General features: G+C 73.4%; 20 protein-coding genes and 3 pseudogenes. 9 read left to right on the top strand and 14 right to left on the bottom strand.

Going from position 1 to position 26,949, the window contains the following annotated elements; genetic code table 11:
* Window positions 1-76 precede the first annotated feature (76 nt).
* Both AC6I72_RS06295 and AC6I72_RS06290 read right to left on the bottom strand, forming a co-directional pair.
* Window positions 77-991, bottom strand: a pseudogene (locus AC6I72_RS06295) (polysaccharide pyruvyl transferase family protein); the annotation flags it as partial.
* A gap of 60 nt (window positions 992-1,051) precedes the next feature.
* The gene (locus tag AC6I72_RS06290) at window positions 1,052-1,795 is read right to left on the bottom strand and encodes an MgtC/SapB family protein (protein WP_497999870.1); all 744 of its coding nucleotides are present in this window, start codon (window positions 1,793-1,795) and stop codon (window positions 1,052-1,054) included.
* 115 nt (window positions 1,796-1,910) lie between these two features.
* Between AC6I72_RS06290 and AC6I72_RS06285 the strand changes: the two genes are divergently transcribed.
* Window positions 1,911-2,369 (top strand): TIGR03668 family PPOX class F420-dependent oxidoreductase, encoded by a 459-nt coding sequence (locus AC6I72_RS06285; RefSeq protein ID WP_497999869.1) that lies wholly within the window; start codon window positions 1,911-1,913, stop codon window positions 2,367-2,369.
* 183 nt (window positions 2,370-2,552) lie between these two features.
* Here the strand turns inward: AC6I72_RS06285 and AC6I72_RS06280 are convergent, their stop codons facing one another.
* The 3 genes from AC6I72_RS06280 to AC6I72_RS06270 form a co-directional block, all read right to left on the bottom strand.
* Entirely contained in the window at window positions 2,553-3,371 is an 819-nt protein-coding gene (locus AC6I72_RS06280) for a S1 family peptidase (protein ID WP_497999868.1), read from the bottom strand.
* Window positions 3,372-4,229: 858 nt separating this feature from the next.
* Window positions 4,230-7,070 carry a helix-turn-helix transcriptional regulator gene (locus AC6I72_RS06275; protein WP_497999867.1) on the bottom strand — a complete coding sequence of 947 codons (2,841 nt, stop codon included), beginning with the start codon at window positions 7,068-7,070 and terminating at the stop codon, window positions 4,230-4,232.
* 468 nt (window positions 7,071-7,538) lie between these two features.
* Entirely contained in the window at window positions 7,539-8,384 is an 846-nt protein-coding gene (locus tag AC6I72_RS06270) for a LuxR C-terminal-related transcriptional regulator (RefSeq protein WP_497999866.1), read from the bottom strand.
* Between the two features lie 134 nt (window positions 8,385-8,518).
* Here AC6I72_RS06270 and AC6I72_RS06265 point away from each other — a divergent pair, with 134 nt between their 5' ends.
* Window positions 8,519-10,192 (top strand): AMP-binding protein, encoded by a 1,674-nt coding sequence (locus tag AC6I72_RS06265; RefSeq protein WP_497999865.1) that lies wholly within the window; start codon window positions 8,519-8,521, stop codon window positions 10,190-10,192.
* Window positions 10,189-11,877 (top strand): AMP-binding protein, encoded by a 1,689-nt coding sequence (locus AC6I72_RS06260; RefSeq protein WP_497999864.1) that lies wholly within the window; start codon window positions 10,189-10,191, stop codon window positions 11,875-11,877. Before AC6I72_RS06265 ends, AC6I72_RS06260 begins: the two co-directional genes overlap by 4 nt.
* Here AC6I72_RS06260 and AC6I72_RS06255 read toward each other — a convergent pair.
* The 4 genes and pseudogenes from AC6I72_RS06255 to AC6I72_RS06240 all read right to left on the bottom strand — a co-directional run.
* Window positions 11,837-12,826, bottom strand: coding sequence for a TolB family protein (locus AC6I72_RS06255; protein WP_497999863.1), 990 nt, complete (start codon window positions 12,824-12,826; stop codon window positions 11,837-11,839). The two genes, AC6I72_RS06260 and AC6I72_RS06255, sit on opposite strands and share 41 nt — an antisense overlap.
* A complete protein-coding gene (locus tag AC6I72_RS06250; protein ID WP_497999862.1) occupies window positions 12,823-14,196 on the bottom strand; it encodes an MFS transporter in 1,374 nt (457 codons plus the stop codon). Before AC6I72_RS06250 ends, AC6I72_RS06255 begins: the two co-directional genes overlap by 4 nt.
* Before the next feature lie 99 nt (window positions 14,197-14,295).
* Window positions 14,296-15,000: pseudogene (locus tag AC6I72_RS06245) on the bottom strand (chitosanase); the annotation flags it as partial.
* Window positions 15,001-15,075: 75 nt separating this feature from the next.
* A pseudogene (locus AC6I72_RS06240) lies at window positions 15,076-16,188 on the bottom strand (alkaline phosphatase family protein); the annotation flags it as partial.
* 954 nt (window positions 16,189-17,142) lie between these two features.
* On the opposite strand from AC6I72_RS06240, the gene gcl reads away from it, so the two are divergent.
* Window positions 17,143-18,927 (top strand): glyoxylate carboligase, encoded by a 1,785-nt coding sequence (gene gcl / locus AC6I72_RS06235; protein WP_497999861.1) that lies wholly within the window; start codon window positions 17,143-17,145, stop codon window positions 18,925-18,927.
* Window positions 18,928-19,026: 99 nt separating this feature from the next.
* Here gcl and AC6I72_RS06230 read toward each other — a convergent pair whose 3' ends face one another.
* From AC6I72_RS06230 to AC6I72_RS06210, 5 genes are all read right to left on the bottom strand, one after another.
* Window positions 19,027-19,620 carry a TIGR04222 domain-containing membrane protein gene (locus AC6I72_RS06230; protein WP_497999860.1) on the bottom strand — a complete coding sequence of 198 codons (594 nt, stop codon included), beginning with the start codon at window positions 19,618-19,620 and terminating at the stop codon, window positions 19,027-19,029.
* A 218-nt stretch (window positions 19,621-19,838) separates the two neighbouring features.
* Window positions 19,839-20,075 carry a hypothetical protein gene (locus AC6I72_RS06225; RefSeq protein WP_497999859.1) on the bottom strand — a complete coding sequence of 79 codons (237 nt, stop codon included), beginning with the start codon at window positions 20,073-20,075 and terminating at the stop codon, window positions 19,839-19,841.
* A gap of 604 nt (window positions 20,076-20,679) precedes the next feature.
* Entirely contained in the window at window positions 20,680-22,143 is a 1,464-nt protein-coding gene (locus tag AC6I72_RS06220; RefSeq protein WP_497999858.1) for a catalase, read from the bottom strand.
* A gap of 205 nt (window positions 22,144-22,348) precedes the next feature.
* A complete protein-coding gene (locus AC6I72_RS06215) occupies window positions 22,349-23,239 on the bottom strand; it encodes a 2-hydroxy-3-oxopropionate reductase (protein ID WP_497999857.1) in 891 nt (296 codons plus the stop codon).
* 43 nt (window positions 23,240-23,282) lie between these two features.
* Window positions 23,283-24,122 (bottom strand): TIM barrel protein, encoded by an 840-nt coding sequence (locus AC6I72_RS06210; protein ID WP_497999856.1) that lies wholly within the window; start codon window positions 24,120-24,122, stop codon window positions 23,283-23,285.
* 168 nt (window positions 24,123-24,290) lie between these two features.
* Between AC6I72_RS06210 and AC6I72_RS06205 the strand changes: the two genes are divergently transcribed.
* The 5 genes from AC6I72_RS06205 to pucL all read left to right on the top strand — a co-directional run bounded on the left by AC6I72_RS06205 (window position 24,291) and on the right by pucL (window position 26,934).
* On the top strand, window positions 24,291-24,542 hold the full coding sequence (locus AC6I72_RS06205; protein ID WP_037858769.1) for a YkoF family thiamine-binding protein: 252 nt from the start codon (window positions 24,291-24,293) through the stop codon (window positions 24,540-24,542).
* Window positions 24,539-24,901 carry a helix-turn-helix domain-containing protein gene (locus AC6I72_RS06200; protein WP_497999855.1) on the top strand — a complete coding sequence of 121 codons (363 nt, stop codon included), beginning with the start codon at window positions 24,539-24,541 and terminating at the stop codon, window positions 24,899-24,901. Before AC6I72_RS06205 ends, AC6I72_RS06200 begins: the two co-directional genes overlap by 4 nt.
* Window positions 24,902-25,046: 145 nt before the next feature.
* Entirely contained in the window at window positions 25,047-25,556 is a 510-nt protein-coding gene (gene uraD / locus AC6I72_RS06195; protein ID WP_497999854.1) for a 2-oxo-4-hydroxy-4-carboxy-5-ureidoimidazoline decarboxylase, read from the top strand.
* A 32-nt stretch (window positions 25,557-25,588) separates the two neighbouring features.
* Window positions 25,589-25,990 carry a hydroxyisourate hydrolase gene (gene uraH, locus AC6I72_RS06190; RefSeq protein ID WP_497999853.1) on the top strand — a complete coding sequence of 134 codons (402 nt, stop codon included), beginning with the start codon at window positions 25,589-25,591 and terminating at the stop codon, window positions 25,988-25,990.
* Window positions 25,991-25,998: 8 nt separating this feature from the next.
* A complete protein-coding gene (pucL, locus tag AC6I72_RS06185; RefSeq protein WP_497999852.1) occupies window positions 25,999-26,934 on the top strand; it encodes a factor-independent urate hydroxylase in 936 nt (311 codons plus the stop codon).
* Window positions 26,935-26,949 lie beyond the last annotated feature (15 nt).

Below are 26,949 nucleotides of genomic sequence, written 5' to 3'. Positions count from 1 at the left end.
TCCCGGCCGCCCCCGCTGTCCCCGCAGCCTGAGCCGAGGTGGCCCCCGCCGCTCCCGCCGCCGGAGAGGCTCCCGCCGCCCCCAGCGCCGCCGTCAGCTCCCGGGCCGCGTCCCGCCCGGTCCCAGCGGCCCAGTCGTCGCGTATCTGCCGGGCGGCCACCCGGCCCGAGGTCAGGCACCAGCCCCACCACCGGTCCAGCTCACCCGTCCCGGACCGCTCCAGGTGCTCGGCCGGCACCAGCGCGGGCCAGCCGCAGGCGCGTGCCTGGGCGCTCACCTTCGCGCCCCCGGCGACCGGGTCCACGGCCAGCGCGGGTGTGCCGGCGCGCAGCGCGAGCACCATGCCGTGCAGCCGGTCGGTGACGACGAGGTCCAGGCGCAGGAGCACGGACTCCAGTTGGGCGGGGGTGGCGCACAGCCGCCAGTCGTGCGTGTCGAGCCGGGTCTCCAGCTCCAGCCGGGCGCAGTCCTTGCCGTGCAGCCAGGACGTCACCGCCCCGGCGACCGCGTCGTGCCGGCGCGCGGGCCCGTACTCGTGCTGCCCGTGCGTCAGGACCACCCCGACCACGGGCCGCGCCGGCCGGGCGGGGGCGCCGGCCGCGAGGTCAAGGGCGGGAGCGGTGGCGGGCGCGTCGCGCGGCAGTACGCGGTGGAAGCCGGTGACGGCCGGGCTGCCCGGGTCGAGCACCGAGGTGCCCACCGCGATCCGCACGCAGTGCGCGAACCGCCGGTGCAGCTCCTCCACCTGGGGCCCGTGCAGCGGCCCGCACACGAACACCAGCTGCCCGTACCGTCTGGGCACCACGTCGTCCAGATGCAGGGCGTCCGGCCGGAAGCCGGGGCTCCAGGCGACGTCGTACGCCAGTCCTGCCCGGCGCAGCACGTCCTCGGCCCGGTGCAGTGCCAGCACGTCCCCGGCGGTCGCCTCCCCGTCCGGGAAGCTGAACCAGCCGGTGAGCAGCACGCGTGCCCCGTGGTGTCCCTGATGCACAGTGCCCCCCGAGTGCCCGCCCGCCCCGCCCCCATGCACCGCCCGTCCGGCCGCGCCGGTCTACGCGTCCTGTTCCTCCTCGGCCGTGCCGAGGCTCAGTTCGACGTCCACCACGCCGTCGTCGTGGAACAGTTCCGAGGCCAGCCGTCCGGCGTCGGCGGTGCCCTCCAGGCGCAGCAGGACCCGGGCCGCGGCGTCGGTGCGGCCCGGCAGCCGGTCGGCCTTCACCTCCAGGATGCGAAAGCCCCGGCTGGTGCACGCCTCCATCAGCCGCGGCAGCAGGCCCCGGCCCGTCAGATACGTCAGGCGCACCTCGACGGTGGCCGGCACCGGGCCCGGGGTGAGCCGGCCCGAGAGCCGGGGGTAGCCGCGTACGACGAGGAAGTGCAGCACGGTCGTGGCGAGCGCCAGGATCGGCAGCCCGCCCCCGCAGGCCATGCCGACGGCGCAGGTCAGCCAGATGGTGGCGGCGGTGGTCAGTCCGCGCACCGCGTCCCGCCGTACGAAGATCAGACCGCCGCCGATGAAGCCGATGCCGGAGACGATCTGGGCGGCCACCCGGGACGGGTCGAAGGACACGTGGTCCAGGCCCAGCACGTTGGTGAAGCCGTGCTGCGACACCTCCATCATCAGCGCGCTGGCGACGCCGACCAGGGTGTGGGTCCGCAGTCCCGCGCTCTTCTGGTGGGCCTCCCGCTCCCAGCCGATCAGGCTCGACAGCAGCAGCGCCAGCCCCAGCTCGGCGAGCTGGCGCAGGCCCTGTCCATTGGCCACGTCCCACAGCGGAACCGCGAGCCCCGGCATGCGTCTCCCTTCGTCGGTGTCCTTCCGGCCCTGCCGCCCATTGTGGGTCCGGCACGGCGGGGAGGGGGTACCCGGCCCGCGGACGCGCTCACGTGCCGGGGAAGGAGGCGCCGAGGTGCCGCGGATGGACGCCGAGGAGGCCCGGCGGCGGTTCGCCGCCGCGCGCGTGGCGCGGCTGGCCACGGTGGATCCGGCCGGCCGGCCGCACCTGGTGCCCGTGGTGTTCGCCGTCCCGGACGGCGGCACGATCGTGACCGCCGTCGACCGCAAACCGAAGAGCACCACCCGCCTGAAGCGGCTGCGCAACATGGCCGCCCACCCCTGGGTGTGCCTGCTGGCCGACGCGTACGACGAGGACTGGACCCGGCTGTGGTGGGCCCGCGCCGACTGCCGCGCGCGCATCCTGCCGGCCGGCCGCCCGGACGAGCCGGCGGACGCCGGCCGGCGGCGGGAGCGTGAGGAGGCGCTGGCGCTGCTGCGCCGCAAGTACCCGCAGTACACCGGCCGGCCCCCCGACGGCGCGGTGGTCGCGCTGTCCGTCCGGCGCTGGACGGGCTGGTCGGCGAACCCGTAGGAGAGCGCCGGCCGCGCAGGGTGAGGTCCCCGCCGGCAGCCGGGGCAGCCGGGGTGGGCACGGCCGGGAGGCTCGCCGCCGACAGGCAGCGGGCCGCGCCGGGTGGAAAGGGGGCGCTGCGGGCCGCTCGTGGTGGCCCGCAACGCCCCCCGGCACGCGCCCCGGGGGAACCCCCGGGGGGACTCAGGAGCCGACCTGCGCCGTGACCAGGTCCGAGAAGGTGGTCAGCCGTGTGTACACACCCGGACGGCCCGCCTCGGCGCAGCCGTCGCCCCAGGAAGTGATCCCTGCCAGGACGCCCCCGACTAGCAGGGGACCGCCGCTGTCGCCCTGGCAGGTGTCTGTGCCGCCGGATTCGTATCCGGCGCAAACCATGTCGCTCGCGACGAAGTCGGAGCCGTAGGCGCCCGCGCAGCCGCTGTCGGACACGACCGGTACGGTCGCGGTCCGCAACTGGTTGGAGGGGCTGCCGCTTTCGGCGGTGGTGCCCCAGCCGAGGACGCGTGCCGTGGTCCCGGCCGCGTACGCACCGGTGTCGGCGGGGGAGACGTACTTCGCCGGGGCGTACGGCATCGCGGTCGCCAGCGTCAGGACGGCCACGTCGTCGCCGCTCGCCGCGTCCGTGTAGTCCGGGTCGACCCAGATGCCGCTGACCTCGCTGACCGTCCCGTCGGTGCCGTCGAGGTAGGTGCGGCCCCCGACGACCCGCACGCCGCCGGTGGTCTCGCCGGACACGCAGTGCGCCGCGGTGACCACCTTCCGGGCGGCCACGAGCGTGCCGCCGCAGAACTGGTTGCCGGTGGTGTCGGTGAGCTGGACGACGAAGGGGTACGCGCTCGTCGTGGTCGGCGTACCGCCGACGACGGACTCCGGTACGCCGGTGCCGGGCCGGTCGGCGGCGTGGGCGCAGGGCGCGGTGAGCAGCGCGGTCGCGGCGCCGGCCGACAGTGCGGCGGCGGTCCGTCCGCGACGGCCGGGTCTGGCGCGGGTGAGGCCGAACATGCGTCTCCTCGTGGGCTGGCCGGTGGGGGATCGCGCGGGCTGGGGGGGGGCTGAGCCGGTCGGTACGGGAACCGGTGCTCGGACTCCCACGTGCCCGGGCGAGCGGCACGTCCCTCACGCTAGGACCCACCCCGCCCGCCCCCAATGAGGGAACCCCCTAGGGCGCCCGCGCAGGGAAAACCCTCGGTGACCCCCGGCACACGCCCCGTACGGCCCGCCATCTGCGGGCGCCAGGCCCGCCCCTGGCGGACCGTGGGCAGCGGACGCCCGCCCGCCCCCCGGCACCCACGGCACGCCCACCGGGCACCCCCGCCCGCCCGGAACCCGCGAACGGGAAGGGGCGAAAGCGACACGCGGGGCCGGGAGCCGGGCGGGGGCGGCGGACGCGGCAGCGGGGGCGGCCGGTACGGACGGCAGCCGGGCGGGGGCGGCGGCCGAGGCCGGAGGGCGGGTGGCGACGCCCCGCGGGAACGCGGGGGCGAGCCGGGCGGGGGCGAACCGCGGGGCCGGGAGCCGGGCGGGCGCGTCCGCAGCGGCCGGGGTCGCGGAGGGGGTGACCCGTGCGGCCACGACGGCGCCCCGTGCGGTGCGAGGCCGGGCGGCGGCGAGCCGTGCGGTCGCGAGCCGTGCGGCCGCGGCCGCGGTGGTGGCGACCCGTGCGGCCGCGGCCGCGGTGGTGGCGACCCGTGCGGCCACGAAGGCACCCCGTGCGGTCGCGAGTCGGGCGGGGGCGGCGGGCGCGGTCGTGGGCCGGGCGGGAGCGACCGGTGCCGTCGTCTCCCGTCGGTTCGCGACGACGCACCGGCCACGGCAGCCACCCGCACGGAGATCCACCCGGTCAGTCAACCCGGGCCGCGCTCACTTCGCGCGCCGGCCGGCCGCCAATCGGACGATGTCGACCCGCGAACGGATCCCCAGCTTGCGGTAGACCCGGGTCAGGGTCGCCTCCACCGTCTTGACGCTGATGAACAGCCGCGCCCCGATCTCCCGGTTGGTGGCGCCCTCCATGACCAGCGCCGCGACCTGACGCTCCATCGCGGCCAGCCCGTCCAGGACCGCGGGGACCACTTCCGGCTCCGGCTGCGCCGGACGGGCGAGCGCCGCCGCGTCCACCCGGCGCAGCCACGGCAGCGCCCGGCAGCGCCTGAAGAGCCGCGCCGCCTCGTCGTACGACGTCGGGCCCGGCCGCGGCGCGCGCAGCCGGGCCAGCGCGAAGGCGGCCCGCGCCTCCTCCAGGCCGTTGCCCAGCCCGGCGAGCCGGTCCTGTGCCGACGTCAGCCGGTCGACGGCGGCCTCGGTGTCGCCGCGGGCCGCCACCACCAGCGCCTCGGCCCGGTCCAGGACGGCCAGCACACTCTCGCGGCCCAGCCGCAGCGCGTGTTCACGGGCCGTGTCGACGACCTGCTGCGCCTCGCCCGGCTCGCCGACGAGCACCAGCGCCTCCGCCAGGTCGCCGTGCCAGCGCCCGCGCGCCGGGTCGGTGATGCCGAGCTGCGTCTCCAGCTCCCGCACCCGGCGCAGCGTCGCCACGGCGGCCTGCGCGTCCCCGGACACGAACTGCGCGTACCCGAGGGCCGCCAGGGCACGCGAGAGGTACATCTGGTCGCCGTCCTCCTCGGCGAGCCGGACCGCCTCACCGGCCAGCGCCAGCGCCCGGCCGGTGTCCCCGCCGGAGGCCTCCGCGAAGCAGGCCAGCATGGCCGAGGCGCCCTCGCCGATCCCCGTGTCCCGGGCCAGCCGCAGGCTCTCCCGGGCCAGGTCCAGGGCGCGCCCGCAGTGCCCGGCGCGCAGTTCGGTCTCGGCGAGCAGCCGCAGGAAGTGCACCTCGCTCTCGACCATGCCGCGCCGCCGCACCTCGCGCAGCAGCGCCGTGATGGTGGCGCGCGCCTCGGTGAGCCGGTCGCTCATCAGCAGCCAGCGGTAGCGGGCCGCGCCGACGCCGTTGTGGTGGCAGGCGACGTACGGGTCCTGGGGCTCCTTCATCGCGCGCCGGATGGTCGAGGGCGCGTCGGGGTGCCCCATCAGCGTCTCGGTGGAGGCCCGGAACGCCAGCGCCATCAGCTCGGTACGCCGGTCCCCGCCGCGCGCGGCCAGCTCCGCGGCGTGCGCGGCCTCCTCGCGGGCCACGCCGAAGTCGCCCTCGACGACCAGCCCGCGCCAGGCCAGCTGGTAGTGGACCAGGGCGAGCAGCCCGGGGTCGTCCCCGGCGTCGGCCAGCGCCTGCGGGAAGACCGCGTCCACCTCGCCGAGGGCCTGCCCGGCGGCCTCGATCACCACCATCCACGCCCGCACCCGCTGGGCGGGCACGGTGGCCCGGGTCAGCACGTCCCGCGCGATGTCCCGGGCGAGGTCCACCTCGCCGGCCGTGATGGCGTCCTCGGCGGCGAGCAACCGCCGCTCGTCGGGCCCCGGTTCGCCGTCCGCCGGGGTGTGCCGGGCGGCGAGCAGCCCGAGCGAGGCGGCCACCGACGGCGCTCCGCGGTCGCGGGCCAGGGCGGCGGCCCCGGCGAGGCGGGCGGCCACGCCCGGATCGGTGCCCGTGGTGGACAGGGCCAGGTGACGGGCGCGTTCGATGGGGTCGGAGGCCGCGGTGGACAGTGCCGCGTGCGCGGCACGCCGCTCCCCGGCGGGCGCCTCGGCGTACAGCGCGGCCGAGATGAGGGGGTGCGCGAACCGTACGGCGGGTCCCTCGGGCTCGGTCGCCAGCAGCCCGAGCCGGGCGGCCTGCGCGCACTCGGCCTCGGCGTTCTCCCGGCCGGCGGCGTGCAGCAGCGCCGGGGTGGGGCGGGCGCCCGCGCTGGCGACGAGCAGGGTCCGGCGGGCCTCCTCGGACAGCATCTCCAGCCGGCTGAGCACCAGGGCGCGCAGCGACGTCGGCACCGGCAGCGGCTCGCCCGGCCGGGGCCGGGCCGGGCTCTCGGCCAGCGCCCGGCCCAGTTCCAGCGCGAACAGCGGGTTGCCGCCGCTGGTGCGGTGGATCTCACGGACCGTGGAGCGCGGCAGGCCGGTGTGGCCGCGGTGGTCGAGCAGGGCCGAGACCTGGGCGCGCGAGAGCGGACCGAGGCGCACCGAGAGGGTGTCGGGCGGGCAGGGGGGTCCCCCCGCTCGGGCGACGCCGAGAGCGGGGGAGCGCAGATGACGGCCGTAGTCCTCGTCCTCGGTGCGCACGGCGCACAGCATCCGCACCGGGGTGCCGGCCAGGCGGCGCGCGGCGAAGCCGAGCAGTTCCGCGCTGGCCGGGTCCAGCCACTGCAGGTCGTCGGCGACGATCAGCACCGGGCCGCGGGCGGCGAGCGCGCGCAGCGTGGAGAGCACGGCGAGGCGCAGGGCGAGACCGTCGCGCTGGAGGGTGGACTCGCCGCGGCCGGTGAGCGCCGACTCCAGGGCGGTGCGCTGGGCGGCGGGCAGTTCGCCGGCCACCTCCGGAAGGACCAGTCCGAAGAGGTCGGCGAGGGCCAGGAACGGCAGATGGGATTCGGACTCGGTGGCGGAGCAGCGCAACACCGTGCGGGCCGCGGGGGCGTATTCCGCCGCCAATGCCCGCAGCACGGTCGACTTTCCTATTCCGGCCGGTCCGTGCAGCAGCACACTGCCGCCGCGGCCGAGCTGCTCGCGCGCCGCCGCGGACGGCTCCTCCCGGCCGATGACCAGCTCGGAGCGGCAGCCCGCAGGGCCCTTGAAGTCCCGTAGCACGGTCACCGCTCCCCTCGTGTGTCGTGTCCGGGCCAAATTCTAGGCAACCGGCCGATGAATTCCGGTCTGTCGGCGTCGTGAGGGAAATAACAGCAGCCGAAGCATGACGGAATTCAAAGCGGCGCCGATCGAATACGCACCCCGCACGCACAGCCCTCCGACGGTACCCCGGCCACCCGGCCGACGGTACTCCCACCACGGACCGTCCGGCCCGACAAGCCCCCGCCCCGTCCCCGCCGCGGCCGGCACCCGGACGCTGCCGCGGGCGGCAGCGTCCCCCACCGCCCCGCGACAGGACAAGGCCCGCTCCTGAGAGCTGCGGACAGAAGCGGGCCCCGGCGGGCGGCGCCCGGCACGCGCCCTCGCCGTGTTGCCGGGAGGCCCTTGTAGCGGCGCTACCAGGGCCTCCCGGCGCCTGGCGATCGCACGCACCGGACACCGCCCGCTGATCGGAACCCTCTCTTGTTCGCAGCTCTAAGGCAGCACCCCCGCCCGGCGGGCCGCCGCCACCGCCTCGCCCCGGGTGTGGGCGCCGAGCCTGCGCATGGCCGAGCGGAGGTAGGCCTTGACCGTCTCCGTGCCGAGGCCGAGACGGGCGGCGGTGGCCGCGTTCGTCGCGCCCGCGGCCACGCAGGCGAGGACGTCGACCTCCCGGGGAGCCAGGCGCACGCCCGGCCGAGGAGCGGGCGCCGCGGTCAGCAGGCCGCACGCCTGCAGCAGTTCGGCGCGCAGGGCGGGGTCCGTGATCCGCGGGGCCAGGGCGCGCAGCGCCGCGTGCGCCTCGCGCACCTGCGCCCAGCCGGGCCCGGCGGTCTGCGCGCCCTCGGTCTCGGCCTCCGGTGCGGCGGCCGCCGCCAGCAGTTCGCGGGCCTCCTCCCGTACGAGCAGCGCCTGCTCCACGTCGCGGGCCGCCGCCACCGCAGCGTTCAGCGTGCGGTCACCGAGCGGCTGGGCGGTCCGCAGGGCGCCGTACAGCACGCCCCGCACCCGGCGCCGTACCACCACCGGTACCGCGAGGACCGAGCGCAGTCCCTCCGCGGCCACCGCCGTGTCGTACTCGTGACTGATCTGCCGGGACAGCGAGTAGTCCGTCACCGCGCACGGGCGGGCCAGCGCCACCGCCCGGCCGCCGAGCCCGTTGCCGGCGGTCACCGCGAGCGCGCTGAGCGCGGGCGTCGCCGTGCCGGTCAGCTCGCTGATCCGCACCCGCGGCCGTCCCGGCTCGACCAGGCCGCCGAAGGCGACCGGCAGACCCGTCGCCCGCCGCAGCGCCACCAGCGCTCCCCTGATCTCCGCCGCCCCGGACGCCTGTGCCGTCACCCGCTCGCCCCTTCGTCACGGTCCCGCGCTCACCACACCCCCGTTCGGGGGTAGTGAGACCTGCATCACGGATTACACGATGGAGCGGAGCCGCACGGCAATGGTCCGGATGCCGGACCGCACATGGAGGACAGATGACGACGGCGACGGAGACCTTCCGCGGGGCACGGGACTTCCTGCTGGAACACCGTGAGGACTACGCCACGGCCTGTGCCGGGTTCCGGTGGCCCCGCCCCGGGCACTTCAACTGGGCGCTGGACTGGTTCGACGTCATCGCCGAGAACAACGACCGCACCGCCCTGCACATCGTGGAGGAGGACGGCAGCGAGGTCCGCGTCTCCTTCGCCGAGATGTCCGAGCGCTCCGACCGCGCCGCGAACTGGCTGCGCTCGCGCGGCGTCGCGGCCGAGGACCGGGTCCTGGTGATGCTCGGCAACCAGGCCGAACTGTGGGAGACCGCGCTCGCCGCGATGAAGCTGCGGGCGGTCGTCATCCCCGCCACCCCGCTGCTCGGCCCCGCCGACCTGCGCGACCGCGTGGAGCGCGGCCGGGTCAAGCACGTCGTCGTGCGCGCCCAGGACACCGCCAAGTTCGCCGACGTGCCCGGCGCCTACACTCGCATCTCGGTCGGCGGGTTGCCCGAGGAGGGCTGGGAGCCCTACGAGGACGTCCACGCGGCCCCGGCGGAGTTCCTCCCCGACGGCCCCACCCTCGCCGACGACCCGCTGATGCTCTACTTCACCTCCGGCACCACCGCCCGTCCCAAGCTGGTCGAGCACACCCACACCTCGTACCCGATCGGGCACCTGGCGACCATGTACTGGATCGGCCTGAAGCCCGGCGACGTGCACCTGAACATCTCCTCGCCGGGCTGGGCCAAGCACGCCTGGTCCAACCTGTTCGCCCCGTGGAACGCGGAGGCGACCGTCTTCATCCACAACTACACCCGCTTCGACGCCGCCCGTCTGATGGCCGAGATGGACCGGGCCGGCGTCACCACCTTCTGCGCCCCGCCGACCGTGTGGCGCATGCTCATCCAGGCCGACCTGAGCCTGCTGGGCACCCCGCCCCGCGAGGCCGTGGCCGCCGGCGAGCCGCTCAACCCCGAGGTCATCGAGCAGGTCCGGCGGGCCTGGGGGGTCACCGTCCGCGACGGGTTCGGGCAGACCGAGACGGCCGTGCAGGTCTCCAACAGCCCCGGCCAGCCGCTCAAGACCGGCTCCATGGGACGGCCCAGCCCCGGCTTCCGCGTCGAACTGCTCGACCCGGTCTCCGGCGCGCCGGGCGCCGACGAGGGAGAGGTCGCGCTCGACCTCTCCGCCCGGCCCGTCGGCCTGATGGCCGGCTACCACGGCGACCCCGACCGCACCGCCGAGGCGATGGCGGGCGGTTACTACCGCACGGGCGACGTCGCCTCCCGCGACGCGGACGGCTATCTCACCTACATCGGGCGTTCCGACGACGTCTTCAAGGCCTCCGACTACAAGATCAGTCCGTTCGAGCTGGAGAGCGCGCTGCTGGAGCACGAGGCGGTGGCCGAGGCGGCCGTCGTGCCCGCCCCCGACGAACTGCGCCTGGCCGTACCGAAGGCGTACGTCGTGCTGGCCGAGGGCTGGGAGCCCGGACCCGGCACCGCCGAGGTCCTCTTCGAGCACTCCCGCCGGGTCCTCGCCCCCTACAAGCGGCTGCGCCGCCTGGAGTTCGGCGACCTGCCCAAGACGGTCTCCGGCAAGATCCGCCGCATCGAACTGCGCGAGGCCACGGCCCAGGGTTCCGACCACGAGTACCGCGAGGAGGACTTCCGGTGAGTCCGGCACTCTCGTACAGCCACGGGACCGGCGGCACGGCCCTGCTGGGCGACACCATCGGTGCGAACCTGGCCCGGACCGTCACCGCCTGGCCCGATCGCGAGGCACTCGTCGACGTGCCCTCGGGCCGCCGCTGGACGTACGCCGAGTTCGCCGCCGACGTCGAACGGCTGGCGCACGCGCTGCTGGCGACCGGCGTGGCCAAGGGCGACCGGGTCGGCATCTGGGCCGTGAACTGCGCCGAGTGGGTCCTGGTCCAGTACGCCACCGCCCGGGTGGGCGCCGTCATGGTCAACATCAACCCCGCCTACCGCACCCACGAGGCCGAGTACGTCCTGAAACAGGCCGGCGTACGCCTGCTCTTCGCCTCCGCGCGGCACAGGAGCAGCGACTACCGGGCGATGGTCGAACAGGTTCGGGGCAACTGCCCGCTGCTGACCCGGACCGTCTACATCGGCGACCCGACCTGGGACGAGCTGATCGCCGGCGGCACACCCGGCCACGCGGACGAACTGCGGGCGCGGGAGGCGGAGCTGTCCTGCGACGACCCCATCAACATCCAGTACACCTCGGGCACCACCGGCTTCCCCAAGGGCGCCACCCTCTCCCACCACAACATCCTCAACAACGGTTATTTCGTGGGGGAACTGGTCGCCTACACCGAGCAGGACCGCATCTGCGTGCCCGTGCCCTTCTACCACTGCTTCGGCATGGTGATGGGCAACCTCGCGGCCACCTCGCACGGCGCGTGCATCGTCGTCCCGGCGGCGTCCTTCGACCCGGAGGCCACCCTCGCCGCCGTCCAGCGGGAACGCTGCACGTCGCTGTACGGCGTCCCGACCATGTTCATCGCCGAACTCGGCCTCCCCGGCTTCGCCGGGTACGACCTCTCCACCCTGCGCACCGGCATCATGGCGGGCTCCCCCTGCCCGGTCGAGGTGATGAAACGGGTGGTCGCCGAGATGCACATGGCCGAGGTCTCCATCTGCTACGGCATGACCGAGACCTCCCCGGTGTCCCTGCAGACCCGCGTGGACGACGACCTCGAACACCGCACCGCCACGGTCGGCCGGGTGCTGCCGCACCTGGAGGTGAAGGTCGTCGACCCGGCCACCGGCGTCACCCTCCCGCGCGGCACCGCGGGCGAACTGTGCACCCGCGGCTACAGCGTCATGCTCGGCTACTGGGAGGAGCCCGAGCGGACCGCCGAGGCCGTCGACCCCGGCCGCTGGATGCACACCGGCGACCTCGCCGTGATGCGCGAGGACGGGTACGTGGAGATCGCCGGCCGCATCAAGGACATGATCATCCGCGGCGGCGAGAACATCTACCCGCGCGAGATCGAGGAGTTCCTGTACGGCCACCCCAAGATCCGCGACGTCCAGGTCGTCGGCGTGCCGCACGAGCGGTACGGCGAGGAGGTCCTCGCCTGCGTCATCCCGCTCGACGAGGACGACCCGCCGACCCTTGACGAGGTGCGGTCCTTCTGCCGGGACCGGCTGGCGCACTACAAGATCCCCAGCCGGCTGAGCGTCCTGGACTCCTTCCCGATGACGGTCTCCGGCAAGGTGCGCAAGGTCGAACTGCGCCGCGGCCACAGCGGGGGCGGCACCGGCCCGGCACCGGACACCGCCCCCGCCGCCGTCAGCGCGGCAGCACCGCCGGAGAACTCGCGTCACGGATGAGCAGGCGCGGCGCCCCGCTCCCGTCGGCCGGGACGGACCACACGTCCCAGCCGCCGCCGTGCCGGGGCAGCGCGTACATCACGGTCCGCGCGTCGAGCCAGGCCGCCTGGTCGTCGACGCTGCGGGCCTCGGCGAGCGGTGTCTCGCGCATCGTGGCCAGGTCGAGCGCGTACAGCCGCCACGGGCGTCCGCTGCCGGCGTTGACCCGCTTCTTGAACACCAGCCGGGTCCCGTCCGGCGACAGCGACGGGCACTCGGCGTTCTCCCGCAGGGTGCGCGCCGTCCACTTCCGGTAGTCGCCCCGCACCAGGTAGGTGCGGCCGGCGGTGCGCACCGTGGCGTAGAAGGTGCTGTCGTCCCGCGCGAACGTCACCCCCCAGTAGTTGACGTCGGCGGCCTGGTAGGGGCGGCCGTCCAGGGTCAGCGGGATCCGCTCGATGTCGCCGGTCAGCCGGCCGGTGCGGGTGTCCAGCACGCCGGTACGGGTGGAGAAGTCGTCGCGCAGGTAGGAGTCGCCCCGCACGAACATCGTCCACGACAGCATCCGCCCGTCCGCCGACACCCGGGCCCGGTTGGGGAAGCCCTCGGTGCGCACCCGGCGGACCCGGCGCAGCTCGCGGTCGAGCACCGTGACGTAGGTGCCCGGGACGGGACCGGTGCGCTGCAGGCACACACCCGTGCCGTGCGCCGCGTAGACGCGGTCGCAGCGCGTGGCGCCGACCGTGCGGCCGGCGCCCGGCCGGTCCAGCGGCACCGTCGCCACCTTGCCGAACCCGGCGCCCGGCGCGGTGTTGCGGAACAGGATCCGCCCGGCCGCGTCGAGCCGGACCGCGCCGCCCGCGGTGCCCGGGCCCGCGCCGCCGCGCACGTGCCACACGTACCCGGTGCTCGCGCCCGCCACCAGCAGCACGGCGGCGACGACGGCCAGCAGCCTCGCCCTGGTGCTCATCCGGTGACCTCCGCGCGCTCGTCCGCCGTCACCGGGCCCGGCCGCTCGGCGCGCCAGGGCAGGATCCACACCGCGAGCACGCTCGCCACCGCCAGCGCGGCCAGCGCGGCGGCCAGTGCCGTCCGCAGCCCCCACAGCGTCCAGCACGCCCCGAACAGCACCGAGGAGGCCAGCGCGGCCACCGACTGGGCGGTCTGGATCAGGGACAGGCCGCCGGCCCGCAGCCGTTCGGGCACCAGCGGTCCCACGGCAGCCATCAGCACGCCGTCCGTCGCCGCGTAGAACACCCCGTGCAGCGCCAGCACGACGACGACCGGCGCCGGTCCCGACCACGGCAGGAACAGCAGCAGACAGCCCGTCAGCAGGGCGAGGTGGCCGGCGGCGAAGACCCGCAGCCGCCCGGCCCGGTCGGCCAGCCGCCCCACCGGCACCGCGAGCAGCAGATAGCCGCCCGCCGTGCCCAGCGGCAGCAGCGGGAAGTACTGCTCGGGCACGCCCAGGCGCTCCTGGAGGAGCAGGTAGACGAACGAGTCGCCGATCACCACCGCGGACAGCAGCACCGCGGCCAGCCCCACCCGCAGATAGGCGCGGTGGCGCAGCAGCGCGAGCACGTCGCGCAGGCCGGCCCGGCGCTCGGGCTCCCCGGACGTCACCGGCGCCCGCCGCTCCTGGACCAGCAGGGCGAGCATCAGCACCCCGAGGACGGCGATGCCGAAGCTCACCACGAACACGGTGTCGTAGCGGCCCGGCGTGGCCAGCAGCAGGGCGAACGCCACCAGCGGGCCGAGGAAGGCGCCCGCGGTGTCGAGCGCGCGGTGCACGCCGAAGGAGCGGCCCAGTGTCGCCGGTGTGCTGCTCAGGGAGATCAGCGCGTCGCGCGGGCCGGTGCGCAGCCCCTTGCCGGTGCGGTCGGCGGCGATCACCGCGCCCAGCACCGGCACCGAGGAGCCCGCCGCCAGCAGGCCCAGCTTGCACACCGCGGAGAGGGCGTAGCCGCTGCCCGCCACCAGTTTGCGGCGCTGCCAGCGGTCCGCCGCGTGCCCGCCGGCCAGCCGGACCAGGGCGGTCACGCCGACGTACATGCCGTTGAGCGCGCCGAACTGCAAGGGGCTCAGGCCCAGCGTGAAGACGACGTACATCGGCAGCACGGCGGTGATCATCTCGGAGGAGACGTCGGTGACCAGGCTGACCGAGCCGAGCGCGAGCACGGTGGGGGAGACCCGGGCCGTCGCGCGCGCCCGGCGCCCCGCACCCGGGGGTGCCTGCGGGGCGGCGGGGGCTGGTGGGTCGGCGGCGCGGGGATCGTGGCCGGAGCCGGTTCCGGGGGCGGGGGAGCGCGGGGTCGCCGCCCGGCTCGATGAGATGTACATGGCGGGGGGTGTCCTCTCGGGGCCTGGCCCGTGGTGGGGGGTCTCGCGCGGTCAGGGGCCCGCCGGCGCGGTGGCCGGCGGGCCCTGCGGGCGGCCGGGTCAGCCGTCGATCTCGTACGGGTCGCCGTAGACCTTCCAGCGCAGCGGCGGGTCGAGGCGCAGGTTGCCGTCCTTCAGAAAGACGCGCTGCTCGGTGTCGACCCTGCTGGTGTCGCTGTGCGCCTCCTCGGTCTTCATGGCCGCCACCCGGGCGTCCAGGAAGGCGTTGAGGTACGCCGTCTCGTCGCCGCCCAGGGACGGCGGCTTCGCGTGCCGCAGCGCGGTCGCGCGGATGCCGCCGAAGCTGGTGGCGTCGTCGCCGGGGCCGTGCATCACGATCGCGTCGTAGTACGCGAACTGCCCCAGCGCCTGGAGCCCGTCGGCCTTGGCCGCGGCGACGGCCGGGTCGAAGTAGACCCGGTCGCGCTCGTCGTCCTGCGCCTGCCGGAAGAGGGCGTCCTTGGCCGCGGTGTGCCAGGCGGAGACGAACGACGAGCCGAGCCCGGAGTGCGAGTCGCTGCCGTTCACCTTGCGCAGCGCGGGCAGGTACGGGGCTAGGACGTTGTCCGGTTTCAGGTCCGTGTAGTGCTCGACGAGGTCGAGCATGTCGCCGGTGCCCGAGCAGAAGCCGACGATGCCGCCCGTGTAGCCGCGGCCGTCGCCGATGTCCTCGATGTAGGTGTACTGGGCCTTCCAGTCCAGGGAGGAGTTCTCCGCGCTGGAGACCAGCTCCATCGCGATCTCCTTCTTGGCCGGGTCGGTGAGGTCGGCGCCGGACTCCGCCGGCGGCGGGGTGGAGGTGCTCGCCTTGCCGTACACCTCGAAGCCGTACAGCGAATACCCGTACGACGTACCGCGCTTGGTGCCGTTCACGCGCACGTACCGGCCGTGCCCGCTCACCGTGAGGTCGTCGGTGCCGCCGTCACCGGCCGACGTGGAGTACACGGTGGACCAGGAGGAGCCGTCCTGGGAGGTCTGCACCGTGTACGCCTTGGCGTAGGCGTCCTCCCAGGTGAGCTTCACCCGGTTGATGTCGGTGTCGGCGCCCAGGTCGACCTGGATCCACTGCGGGTCGGTCCCCTCCTTGCTGGCCCAGCGGGTGGCCGGGTCGCCGTCCACGGCCTTCGCCCCGGACAGGGAACTGCTCTCGGCGGACGAGGTCTTGACGGGCCGGTTCAGCGCGAGGTCGTCCGAGGAGCCGGGCGGTGTGGAGCCGCCGTCGTCCCAGAGGCCGGTGAGCGGCCGGCGCGAGGCCGCCTCGCCCAGGGCCGGCAGCCCGTGCATGTCCTCCAGGGTGCGCAGCAGCGAGTAGAGGTCGCCGCGGTCCTTGGACTTGTACCCCTGCTTGACGTGGGCGCCGACGACCAGGGTGGGGATGTGGTTGACGTCGTCGTCGCTGTCGTCCTCGTCCCAGGTCAGCACCAGCGCGCTGTTGTGGGTCCTGGCCCACTGGACGTAGCCGTCCAGGTTCTTGCGCAGCCAGTCGTCGCCCTGGCGCACGGTGCCGTCGTGCATGTCGTTCGTCAGGTCGGGCGTCACGAACGCCACGTCCGGCAGCTTGGAGTAGTCCGTCGGGAAGCGGCTCATGCGCAGGTTGGACGAGGCCGGGACGTTCTTGAAGTCGACCCAGCCGTTGTGCTTGCGCGCGTACCCGCTGTCGCCGTCGTCCCCGCAGTCCTTCGAGCCGTCGGCGGGCAGGCCCTCGGAGTAGCCGGTGAACGTGCGTCCGTGCGTGAGGAGCTGGTTGCCGAGGTTGTCGGAGGAGTAGTCGTGCGGGCAGTCGTCGTCCTTGATCCCGTGCGTGGAACCGGAGAACAGCGCCACGTAGTTGCCCTGGCTGGGGTGGACGACACCGTGGAAGTCGGAGAAGGAGGCGCCCTGCTTGGCGAGGGAGTTGATGTACGGCGCCTGGGAGCTGCCGATCACGTCCTCGTAGAACTTGTTCTCCTCCATGACCACCACGACGTGGTCGAACTTCGGGACCCCGCTCGCGGTGAAGGTCGCGGGCACGGCGGCGGACGGTTCCGCCTGGGCGGTGGTGGGGGCGGTGCCGGCCGCGGCGGTCAGGCCGAGCAAGGCCAGCGCGATGCTCGTCCCGGCGGCGACGGCGGTCCGCCGGGTGCGGCGGCCGGGGCGCGCAGGAGGCCTCGGAGGTGGGGTAGGCGTCATGCTGATCTCCTTGAGGAAGGGCGCGTTGGTGCCCTCGAACACAGAGGTGAGCAGCGCCTGGGCGACTTGCAGCAGGCCCGTCCGGCGCGACGCGGTGTGGGGCGCGTCGCGGGACGTGCGCGTGCGGCAACAGGCGGGAAGCGGCATGGGACCGCGGACGGCCGGGGCACCCGGGTCCGTCGGGGACGGAGGGGTGAGCGCGTCGGGTTCGGAACGTCCGCGCCAGGCCGCCGACGGAATACGTACGCCCCGCCGCGCACGCCTGTCAACGGTCCCGCCCGATCCCGCCGGCATCCCGTCGTTTCCCTTGACGGGACATGGTCAGCTTCAGTATTCCTTTTCTGTTAGGAAAGTTTCCTGACACCCGGTTCCGACCGGGCCCGACGTGTGTCCCGCCGTGTGGGGCGGGACCGAAAGGGGCAGGCCGGGCGCGTGGCGACCGTCGCCCGGCCTGCCCCTGTACGGCACGCCTACCAGACCCTCCTGACGCCGGTCCCTGTCCGGCCGCTCCCTCGACGACCCGCCGCGCACCGCGTCCGGCGGGCGCTCCCGCATGCCCTCCGGCGGCCTTCCCCGTCCGGCTCCCTTGACGGCCTCCGGGCACCCCCTTACATTGCTTCCAGATCGTAGAAACTACTTTCCGCTATACGGAAGTACGGAAGAAGCTCACCGCGGGGCGCGACGGAGTGCGAATCCGGCAGCCGAGACAGCAGAAGACAGCCGAAGCAGGAGTACTCGATGGCTCGTATGACCGCTGCCCGCGCGGCAGTTGAGATCCTCAAGCGCGAGGGCGTCACCGACGCGTTCGGTGTGCCGGGCGCGGCGATCAACCCCTTCTACGCGGCGCTCAAGGCCTCCGGAGGCATCGGCCACACGCTCGCCCGCCACGTCGAGGGCGCCTCGCACATGGCCGAGGGCTACACGCGCACGCACCCGGGCAACATCGGCGTCTGCATCGGCACTTCGGGGCCGGCCGGCACCGACATGATCACCGGCCTGTACTCGGCCATCGGCGACTCCATCCCGATCCTGTGCATCACGGGCCAGGCCCCGACCGCCGTGATCCACAAGGAGGACTTCCAGGCCGTCGACATCGCCTCCATCGCCAAGCCGGTGACCAAGATGGCGGTCACCGTCCTGGAGGCCGCGCAGGTCCCCGGCGTCTTCCAGCAGGCCTTCCACCTGATGCGCTCCGGCCGCCCCGGCCCGGTCCTGATCGACCTGCCGATCGACGTCCAGATGACGGAGATCGAGTTCGACCCGGAGACCTACGAGCCGCTGCCGGTCTACAAGCCGGCCGCCACCCGCGCCCAGGCCGAGAAGGCGATCACGCTGCTGAACGCCTCCGAGCGGCCGCTGATCGTGGCGGGCGGCGGTGTCATCAACGCCGACGCCGCCGACCTCCTGGTGGAGTTCGCCGAGCTGACCGGCACCCCGGTCGTGCCCACCCTGATGGGCTGGGGCATCCTGCCCGACGACCACGAGCTGAACGCCGGCATGGTCGGCCTGCAGACCTCGCACCGCTACGGCAACGCGACCTTCCTGGAGTCCGACTTCGTCCTCGGCATCGGCAACCGGTGGGCCAACCGCCACACCGGCAAGCTGGACGTCTACACGGCCGGCCGCACGTTCGTCCACGTCGACGTCGAGCCCACCCAGATCGGCAAGATCTTCGCCCCCGACTACGGCATCGCCTCCGACGCCAAGGCCGCGCTGGAGCTGTTCGTCGAGGTCGCCAAGGAGCTGAAGGCGGCCGGCAGGCTCCCCGACCGCTCCGCCTGGGCCGCCGCCGCGCAGGAGAAGAAGGCCACGCTCCAGCGCCGTACGCACTTCGACGACATCCCGATCAAGCCGCAGCGCGTCTACGAGGAGATGAACAAGGCCTTCGGCCCGGAGACCCGCTACGTCTCCACCATCGGCCTCTCCCAGATCGCCGGCGCGCAGATGCTGCACGTCTACCGGCCGCGGCACTGGATCAACTGCGGCCAGGCCGGCCCGCTCGGCTGGACCATCCCGGCCGCCCTCGGCGTCGCCAAGGCCGACCCGGAGTCCCCGGTCGTCGCCCTGTCCGGCGACTACGACTTCCAGTTCATGCTGGAGGAGCTGGCCGTCGGCGCGCAGCACAGGATCCCCTACGTGCACGTCCTGGTGAACAACTCCTACCTGGGCCTGATCCGTCAGGCGCAGCGCGGGTTCGACATGGACTTCCAGGTCAAGCTGGAGTTCGAGAACATCAACTCGCCCGAGCTGGGCGTCTACGGCGTCGACCACGTCAAGGTCGCCGAGGGCCTGGGCTGCAAGGCGATCCGGGTCACCGACCCGAACGAGCTGGGCGCCGCCTTCGAGGAGGCCAAGAAGCTGGCCGCCGAGTTCCGGGTCCCGGTCGTCGTCGAGGCGATCCTGGAGCGCGTCACCAACATCTCGATGTCCGGCACGAACGACATCGGCAACGTCGTCGAGTTCGAGGAACTGGCCACCGAGCCCGGCCACGCACCGACGGCCATCAAGGCCCTGAAGGCCTGACGGTCCACTGCCGGCGGTCCGCCGGCAGGCGACCGCCGTCCGCGGTACAGGGGCGGCCCGCCCGGGAGGGAGGGCCGCCCCTTCACCGTACCCGCGCCCTCACTCGGTGCCGCAGCCGAAGCCGCCCGCGCCGCCGTCCCAGGAGGATCCGTGCTCCCGCCGGACGGGTCTGCCGCGACGGCCGGTGAGGCCGCCCTCGTGCGCGAAGCGGGGCATGAGCCGGGCCAGCGCCCGGTCGCCGTACAGGGCCACCGCGAGCAGCCGGTCCTCGGACGAGAGCCCTTCGGGACCTTCGGGCAGCGGGTGCCGCTCCCGCAGGGATCTCAGGGCGCGCCGCCCGGCCCGGGTCCGGCCGGGCAGGCGGATCCGGGTCAGCCCGGCCACCGTGAGGTCGTACCGCAGGTCGATCAGAGCGAGGGCGACGCCCTCGCGCACCATCAGGTCCCGCAGGCTCGCGGGAGTGCGGAGCGCCTCGTGCACGGCCGGCAGCAGCGGAGGGTCGGCATCGGCGCCGCGGTCCGCTCCCGGACCGCCGAGCGGTCCCGTCGTGCGCAGCAGTGCGCCGCCCCAGGCCGGTCCCACCGCGCCGCGCAGGCGCAGGGTGAGGACGGCGACCGTGACGGCGGCCCTCGGCCCGCCCCGCAGACAGGCGACCTCGTGCGGCTCCGGCCGGTGCGCTCCCGTGCTGTCCATCGATGCCCCCGCTGTCCCGCACGGTGCCCGCCGCCCCCGTGCCGGCGGGCCCCGCGTCAGGCACTGTGCCCGCCCGCGGGGGTGCCCCATGCAGGCGGGGGCAGGGTTCAGAGCTTGATTTGAGCATGCCGTAGCGGCCCTACGCCTCGTGCCGTACGCGGGCGGGGGCCGATCACGCGGGCGGGGGCCTCACCGGGGCGCCCCGCCGCCGCGGGTGCTCAGGCCTCCCCGTGCTCCGACAGGCCGGGCCAGTCGTCCGGGCCGCCGCCCTGCCACTCGATCAGGTCGCTCTCCTCGACCTCGATGCGGTCCAGGTCGGCCAGCCGGAGGATCTCGACGACGTCGTCCAGGTGGGAGGCGAGCCCGAGGGTCACGTCGTCCTCGGTGACGCGCCGGGAACCGTCCAGCGCGGGGGAGTGCACGACGATGTGCGGATGCCGGGTGCTGTGCTCCATGCCACCAGAGTCCTGCGGGCGGGCCCGCACCGCACCCCGGGGCCCCGCTGCCGGCGCGTGCCGGACGGGCGGAACCCCGCGGCGCCGGCGCCGGCCCGGCGGCGGAGGGCGGCGGAGGCGGACGGCACCGGACGCGCGGGGCCCGCGGAGGCGGCCCGTACCGTGTCCCCGCAACGCGTGGAGCCGGACGGCGCCGGATGCGGGACCGTCCGCATCCGGCGCCGTCCGGCCGGTGAGGGTGTTCGGTGGTGGATCCCGTCCGACGACGCGAGACTGGGCGCGACAGGACATTCGCGCCGCCGGACGGAGTTCGGGGGCCTCGCCGTCGGCGAGGCGGGTTCTTGGCTGGGACCGCGGTGGGTGCGACGGTCCGGAAGGTCTTCCCTCTGGTCGAGAAGACGGGTCCCGGGACCTTCACCACCGCACTGGCTCGCACTCCCCCGGGTTCCGGGCCTCGCCCGGACACGGGGGACCCCCACCGCGGTCCTCGCCCTGACCGCACGGCCGTCGGCCGACCACCCCTCATCCGAGTCGTCCGACGCCCGCGCGGGGCGTACGCGTCCGGGTCCCGACCTCCCCGTCAGGACACCGGACGCCGCTCGTGTCAGTCCTCGCGCAGGGCGCGGACCGCCGCCTCCACCCGCTTGCCGTAGTCCGGGTCGGCGGCGTGGAAGTGGGCCAGGTTCTTCTCGACCACGTCGTTGCGGGAGACCTGCGAGAGGCCGCCGGCGATGGTCGCGACCAGACGCTCCTTCTCCTCCTCCGACATGACGCGGTACAGCTCGCCCGCCTGGAAGAAGTCGTCGTCCTTGGTGTGCAGCGGCGCCTCGTGGGTGCCGGTGTGGCCGGAGACCGGCAGCGGGGCCGACAGCGGGCGGCCGGTCTCGACCGGGCCGTCGTAGGAGTTCGGCTCGTAGTTCTTGGCGTCACGGCCCTGGGCGTTGGACGCCATGAAGCCGTCGCGGCCGTAGTTGTTCGCGCCGCCCGGCACCGCCTTCGGGGCGTTCACCGCGAGCTGGGTGTGGTTGACGCCCAGGCGGTAGCGGTGGGCGTCCGCGTAGGCGAACATGCGGCCCTGGAGCATCTTGTCCGGCGACGGACCGATGCCCGGCACGAAGTTGTTCGGGGAGAACGCGGCCTGCTCGACCTCGGCGAACACGTTGTCCGGGTTGCGGTCCAGCACCATGCGGCCCACGCGCTGGAGCGGGTAGTCCCGGTGCGGCCACACCTTGGTCACGTCGAACGGGTTGAAGCGGTAGTCCGCCGCCTCGGCCGCCGGCATGATCTGCACGTACAGCGTCCAGGAGGGGTGCACCCCGCGCTCGATCGCCTGGAGCAGGTCGGTCTGGTGCGAGTCCGCGTCGCTGCCCGCCAGCTCGGCGGCCTGCTCGTTGGTCAGGCAGCGGATGCCCTGGTCCGTCTTGAAGTGGTACTTGACGAAGAAGCCCTCGCTCTTGGCGTTCGTCCACTGGTAGGTGTGCGAGCCGAAGCCGTCCATGTGGCGGTAGGACGCCGGGATGCCGCGGTCACCCATCACCCAGGTCACCTGGTGCGTGGCCTCGGGGGAGTTGGCCCAGAAGTCCCAGACGTTGTCCTGCTCGGTCCTGCCGGTGAACGGGTCGCGCTTCTGCGAGTGGATGAAGTCGGGGAACTTGATCGGGTCCTTGATGAAGAACACCGGGGTGTTGTTGCCGACGAGGTCGTAGTTGCCCTCCTCGGTGTAGAACTTCACCGCGAAACCGCGCGGGTCGCGCACCGCGTCCGCGGCGCCGAGGTTGCCGGCCACGGTGGAGAAGCGCACGAACACCTCGGTGCGCTTGCCGACCGTGTTCAGGAAGTCGGCGTGGGTGAAGCCGGTGACGTCGTCGGTCACCTCGAAGTGGCCGTAGGCGCCCGACCCGCGGGCGTGCACCACGCGCTCCGGGATGCGCTCGCGGTTGAAGCGCGCCAGCTTCTCCAGGAGGTGCTGGTCCTGGAGGAGGAGCGGGCCGCCGACGCCGGCGGAGGCGGAGTTCTGGTTGTCGGCGACCGGGGCGCCGGACTCTGTCGTGAGCACGCGCTGCGACATCGTGGACCTTCCATGCGGGGGCAGCGGAAACTTGTTTCCGCTTTGTGGAGCCTAGGTTTGGGCGATCGGGACGTCAACAGTTTGTTGAATTCCTGATCGGGGCTGCTGCCGGGACCGGGACCGGGTGGACGCCGCCGCCTGGGCGCGACAGGACAGGTGTCGGCGGCGGCGTCCCCCGGAGCTGTGGGACCGGTCGGCCGGGCGGTCAGACCTGGGCGCCGGACAGGCGCTCCACGGCCCGCAGCAGGGCCGAGTGGTCCAGGCCGCCGTCGCCCTGGGCGCGCAGCGAGGCGACCAGCTGGGCGACCACGGCGCCGACCGGCAGGGCCGCGCCGACGTTGCGGGCGGCGTCGGTGACGATGCCCATGTCCTTGTGGTGCAGGTCGATGCGGAAGCCCGGCTTGAAGTCCCGGTTCAGGAAGTTGTCCTTCTTGCGGGTCAGCACGGTGGAGCCGGCCAGGCCGCCGTTGAGGACGTCCAGGGCGGCCTGGAGGTTCACACCGGACTTCTCCAGGAAGACCACGGCCTCGGCGCACGCCTGGATGTTCACGGCGACGATGAGCTGGTTGGCGGCCTTCACGGTCTGGCCCGAGCCGTGCGGACCGCACAGCACGATGGTCTTGCCGAGCGCGTCGAAGATCGGCTTGGCCTGGTCGAAGTCGGCCTGCTCGCCGCCGACCATGATCGACAGTACGGCCTCGACGGCGCCGGCCTCGCCGCCGGAGACCGGGGCGTCCAGGACGCGGATGCCCTTGTCCTTCGCGGCCTTCGCCAGGTCGATCGAGGTCTGCGGGGTGATCGAGGACATGTCGATCAGCAGCGCGCCCGGCTTCGCGTTCTCCAGGATGCCGTCCGGGCCGTAGGCGATGGCCTCGACCTGGGGGGAGGCGGGCACCATCGTGATGACGACGTCGGCGTCCCCGACGGCCTCGGCGATCGAGCCGGCCGCGGTGCCGCCGGCGGCGGACAGCCGGTCCAGCTTCTCCTGCTCCAGGGTGAAGCCGGTGACCTGGTAACCCGCCTTGATCAGGTTCTCGGACATGGGCGAGCCCATGATGCCGAGGCCGACCCACGCGATCTTGGGGAGGTTGCTCATGACAGGGATGCCTCTCTGGAAAGCTCTTCGGTACGGGTGAGGGTCAGCGGGCCGCGCGGGCCCCGGCCGGCAGCCAGTCGAAGGCCTCGGCGCTGGGCCGGTCGCCCGGCTTGTACTCCAGGCCCACCCAGCCCTCGTAACCGGCCTTCTTCAGCTGGTCGAGCAGCTCCTCCAGCGGGAGGGAGCCGGTGCCGGGGGCGCCGCGGCCGGGGTTGTCGGCGATCTGCACGTGGCCGGTCTTCGCGGCGTACTGCTCGATCACCCGCGGCAGGTCCTCGCCGTTCATGGACAGGTGGTACAGGTCCATGAGGAACTTGGCGTTGCCGAGGCCGGTGGCCTCGTTCACCTTGTCCACGACCTCGATCGCGGCGGGCGCGCTCACCAGCGGGCACAGCGGCGACTCGGGCTTGTTCAGCGCCTCGATCAGGACGATCGCGCCGATCCGGTCGGCGGCACGGGCCGCGAGGACCAGGTTCTCCAGGGCGAGGGCGTCCTGCTCGGCCGCCTCCACGCCCTCGACGCGGTTGCCGTACAGCGCGTTGAGCGCCTTGCAGCCGAGCGAGTCGGCGAAGGCGACGGCCACGTCGATGTTGGTGCGGAACCGCTCGGACTCCTCACCGGGGACCGACAGGGCGCCGCGGTCGGGGCCCGGCAGCTTGCCGGCGTAGAAGTTCAGCCCGGTGAGCCGGACGCCCGCGTCCTCGATCGCCTTCTTCAGCGCGTCGAGTTCGGACTGCTCGGGGGTGGGGGTGTCGATCCAGGGCCACCACAGCTCGACCGCGGTGAAGCCGGCCGCGGCGGCGGCCGCGGGACGCTCCAGGAGCGGGAGTTCCGTGAAGAGGATCGACAGGTTGACGTTGAAGCGCTGGTCTGCGAATCCCATCGGGGTCGCGCTCCCTTCCGTGTCGCTATTCCGTATGACGGAAGTTCGTTTCTGCGTAATGGAAGAGTGCCGTCGGGTGTCGCGCCTTGTCAAGGGGGACCGCCCGCCGGCGGCGTACGGGCCGCCGGAACCTGCCCGAAAACCGGCCTTGCGCGTTAGGTTGAGCGCGTGCGATTGAGAGTGGAGTTCACGACCGAACCCTTCGACCTCGACGAGGCACCCGCGCACGCGCTGGTCGCCCGCGAGGTCGTCGAGGCCGCCGAACTGGACGCGGTGGACGTCGGCCCGTTCGGCAACACCGCCGAAGGCGCCGCCGACGCCGTCCTGACCGCCGTGGACACCCTGCTGCGCAGGAGCCTGCAGGCCGGTGCCACCCGGATCTCGCTCCAGGTCAACGTGATCGGGGAGGGTGATAGGTGACCGGTCAGGAGCCGTTCATCGCGGCAGTGAAACCGCTGGTCGACGCGATCGGCGGCGAACTGCTCCCGCCGGACGAGGCCGGACCCGACGACATCGTGCTCGCCTGGGACGGGGTGGACGCCGTCGGGGTGCGCCTGCCCCAGCTCGCCGACTCCCTCGACCACATCCTGGCCGCCATGGAGCGCCGCAAGGGCATGCCGCTCGCGGACCTGGACCGCAGGGCCAAGCAGGAGGTCGTACGGATCCTGGAGGCGCGCGGCGCCTTCTCCGTGCGGCACGGCGTGGAGACCGTGGCGAGCGCGCTGGGCGTGAGCCGCTTCACCGTCTACAACTACCTCAACCGGGAGAAGGAAGGCTGAAACACCCGCAGCGGGAGCGGCGCGGACAGGGTGTTCCAGGGTTTCCCCAGAATTTTCAACAAACTGTTGACGTGATGTTTCGGAGGGCGTTAGCTATCCGCAGCCCGTTCAGCACACAGGCCGTTCAACGGCCACGGAGGCTCCCGTGACCACGACTTCCACGCCGTCGGGCCTCGCCCGCTTCAACACCCTCCCGGATGCCGCGGCCCGCTCCGCGCTCCTGGAGGCATGCGCCTCCACCGCCTGGGCCGAGCGGCTGCTCGCCGCCCGACCCTACGCCCGTGCCGAGGACCTCTACACCGCCAGTGACGCCGCCATGGCCGAACTGACGGCGGCGGACCTCGCACAGGCCATGGCCGGCCACCCGCCGATCGGCCGGCCCAGGCCCGGTGACCCGGCCTCCGCCCGCGAACAGAGCGGCATGGCCGGAGCCTCCGAGGACCTCAAGGCGGACATGCTCGAACTGAACCTGGCCTACCAGGAGAAGTTCGGCCACGTGTTCCTCATCTGCGCCACCGGCCGGACCGGCGAGCAGATGCGGGACGCGGTCAAGGAGCGGATCGGCAACACGCCGGAGCAGGAACGGGAGATCGTCCGCACCGAGCTGGGGAAGATCAACCGCATCCGGCTCGCGCGCCTGCTCGAAGACGCCTGAGCACCTGCTCGAAGACGCCCGAAGAGGAAACCATGAGCACCGAGACCACCGCCTCAGTGTCCACGCACATCCTGGACACCAGTGCCGGCCGCCCCGCCGAGGGCGTCGCCGTCCAGCTCTCCGCCCGCTCGGGCGGGCAAGCGGACTGGCAGACGCTCGGCGGCTCCGCGACCGACGCGGACGGGCGGTGCAAGGACCTCCCGGCACTGCCGGAGGGGACCACCCACGTACGGCTCGTGTTCGAGACCGAGACGTACTTCGCCAAGAAACAAGCCGCGGCCCAGCAGGACGCCCCCGCGCTCCGGGACAGCGAGAACGGCCGGCCCGTGTTCTTCCCCGAGGTCACCATCGCCTTCGCGGTGGTGCCCGGCGAGCACTACCACGTTCCGCTGCTGCTCAACCCGTTCGGCTACTCCGTTTACCGAGGGAGCTGACCGACACCATGACCCGTTTCGTCCTGGGACAGAACCAGTACGGCAAGGCCGAGAACCGAGTCGTCAAGATCACGCGTGACGGCGACACGCACCACATCAAGGACCTGAACGTCTCCGTCGCCCTCTCCGGCGACATGGAGGAGGTCCACCGCAGCGGTTCGAACGCGAACGTCCTGCCCACCGACACCACCAAGAACACGGTGTTCGCCTTCGCCAAGGAGCACGGCATCCAGAGCGCCGAGGACCTCGGCGTCAAGCTCGCCCGTCACTTCGTGGACAACAACGAGCCCATCCACCGGGCCCGCATCCGCATCGAGGAGTACTCCTGGGAGCGGATCGAGACCTCGAAGGGCGGCGCCCGCTTCGTCGGCTCGGACGAGATCGCCCACTCCTTCGTCCGCAAGGGCCAGGAGACCCGCGTCGCGCAGATCACCTACGACGGCCACGGCATCCAGGTGCTCTCCGGATTCAAGGACCTCACCGTCCTGAACTCCACCAACTCCGAGTTCTTCGGGTTCCTCAAGGACAAGTACACCACCCTCCAGGAGGACCACGACCGCATCCTCGCCACCACCGTCTCCACCTGGTGGCGGCACAACTGGGACGGCATCGACTCGCACGCCCCGGACTGGGACCGTTCGTACAGCGGAGTGCGCAAGCACGCGCTCCAGGCGTTCGCCGAGACCTACTCGTACTCGCTCCAGCAGACCCTCTTCGAGATGGGTGTGCGGGTGCTGAACTCCCGCGACGAGGTCGACGAGATCCGCTTCTCGATGCCCAACAAGCACCACTTCCGCTCGGACCTGTCGCCCTTCGGGATCGACAACGAGGCCAAGGACGGCGCCGTCTACTACGCCGCCGACCGGCCCTACGGCCTGATCGAGGCCACCATCCTGCGCGACGGCGCCGAGCAACTCATCCCGGTCGACATGACCAACCTCTGACGCGGGACGCGCACC

It is taken from the genome of Streptomyces sp. Xyl84, from assembly GCF_059731885.1.
The sequence above is the reverse complement of the archived record's forward strand: the minus strand, read 5'-3'. Positions and strand labels throughout refer to the sequence as shown.

Excerpts from the sequence above, each read along its gene's own strand:
- AC6I72_RS06290 (WP_497999870.1), bottom strand. The coding sequence starts at position 1,795 with ATGCCGGGGCTCGCGGTTCCGCTGTGGGACGTGGCCAATGGACAGGGC.
- AC6I72_RS06280 (WP_497999868.1), bottom strand. The coding sequence starts at position 3,371 with ATGTTCGGCCTCACCCGCGCCAGACCCGGCCGTCGCGGACGGACCGCC.
- AC6I72_RS06265 (WP_497999865.1), top strand. The coding sequence starts at position 8,519 with ATGACGACGGCGACGGAGACCTTCCGCGGGGCACGGGACTTCCTGCTG.
- AC6I72_RS06255 (WP_497999863.1), bottom strand. The coding sequence starts at position 12,826 with ATGAGCACCAGGGCGAGGCTGCTGGCCGTCGTCGCCGCCGTGCTGCTG.
- AC6I72_RS06250 (WP_497999862.1), bottom strand. The coding sequence starts at position 14,196 with ATGTACATCTCATCGAGCCGGGCGGCGACCCCGCGCTCCCCCGCCCCC.
- gcl (WP_497999861.1), top strand. The coding sequence starts at position 17,143 with ATGGCTCGTATGACCGCTGCCCGCGCGGCAGTTGAGATCCTCAAGCGC.
- AC6I72_RS06230 (WP_497999860.1), bottom strand. The coding sequence starts at position 19,620 with ATGGACAGCACGGGAGCGCACCGGCCGGAGCCGCACGAGGTCGCCTGT.
- AC6I72_RS06225 (WP_497999859.1), bottom strand. The coding sequence starts at position 20,075 with ATGGAGCACAGCACCCGGCATCCGCACATCGTCGTGCACTCCCCCGCG.
- AC6I72_RS06220 (WP_497999858.1), bottom strand. The coding sequence starts at position 22,143 with ATGTCGCAGCGCGTGCTCACGACAGAGTCCGGCGCCCCGGTCGCCGAC.
- AC6I72_RS06215 (WP_497999857.1), bottom strand. The coding sequence starts at position 23,239 with ATGAGCAACCTCCCCAAGATCGCGTGGGTCGGCCTCGGCATCATGGGC.
- AC6I72_RS06210 (WP_497999856.1), bottom strand. The coding sequence starts at position 24,122 with ATGGGATTCGCAGACCAGCGCTTCAACGTCAACCTGTCGATCCTCTTC.
- uraH (WP_497999853.1), top strand. The coding sequence starts at position 25,589 with ATGAGCACCGAGACCACCGCCTCAGTGTCCACGCACATCCTGGACACC.
- pucL (WP_497999852.1), top strand. The coding sequence starts at position 25,999 with ATGACCCGTTTCGTCCTGGGACAGAACCAGTACGGCAAGGCCGAGAAC.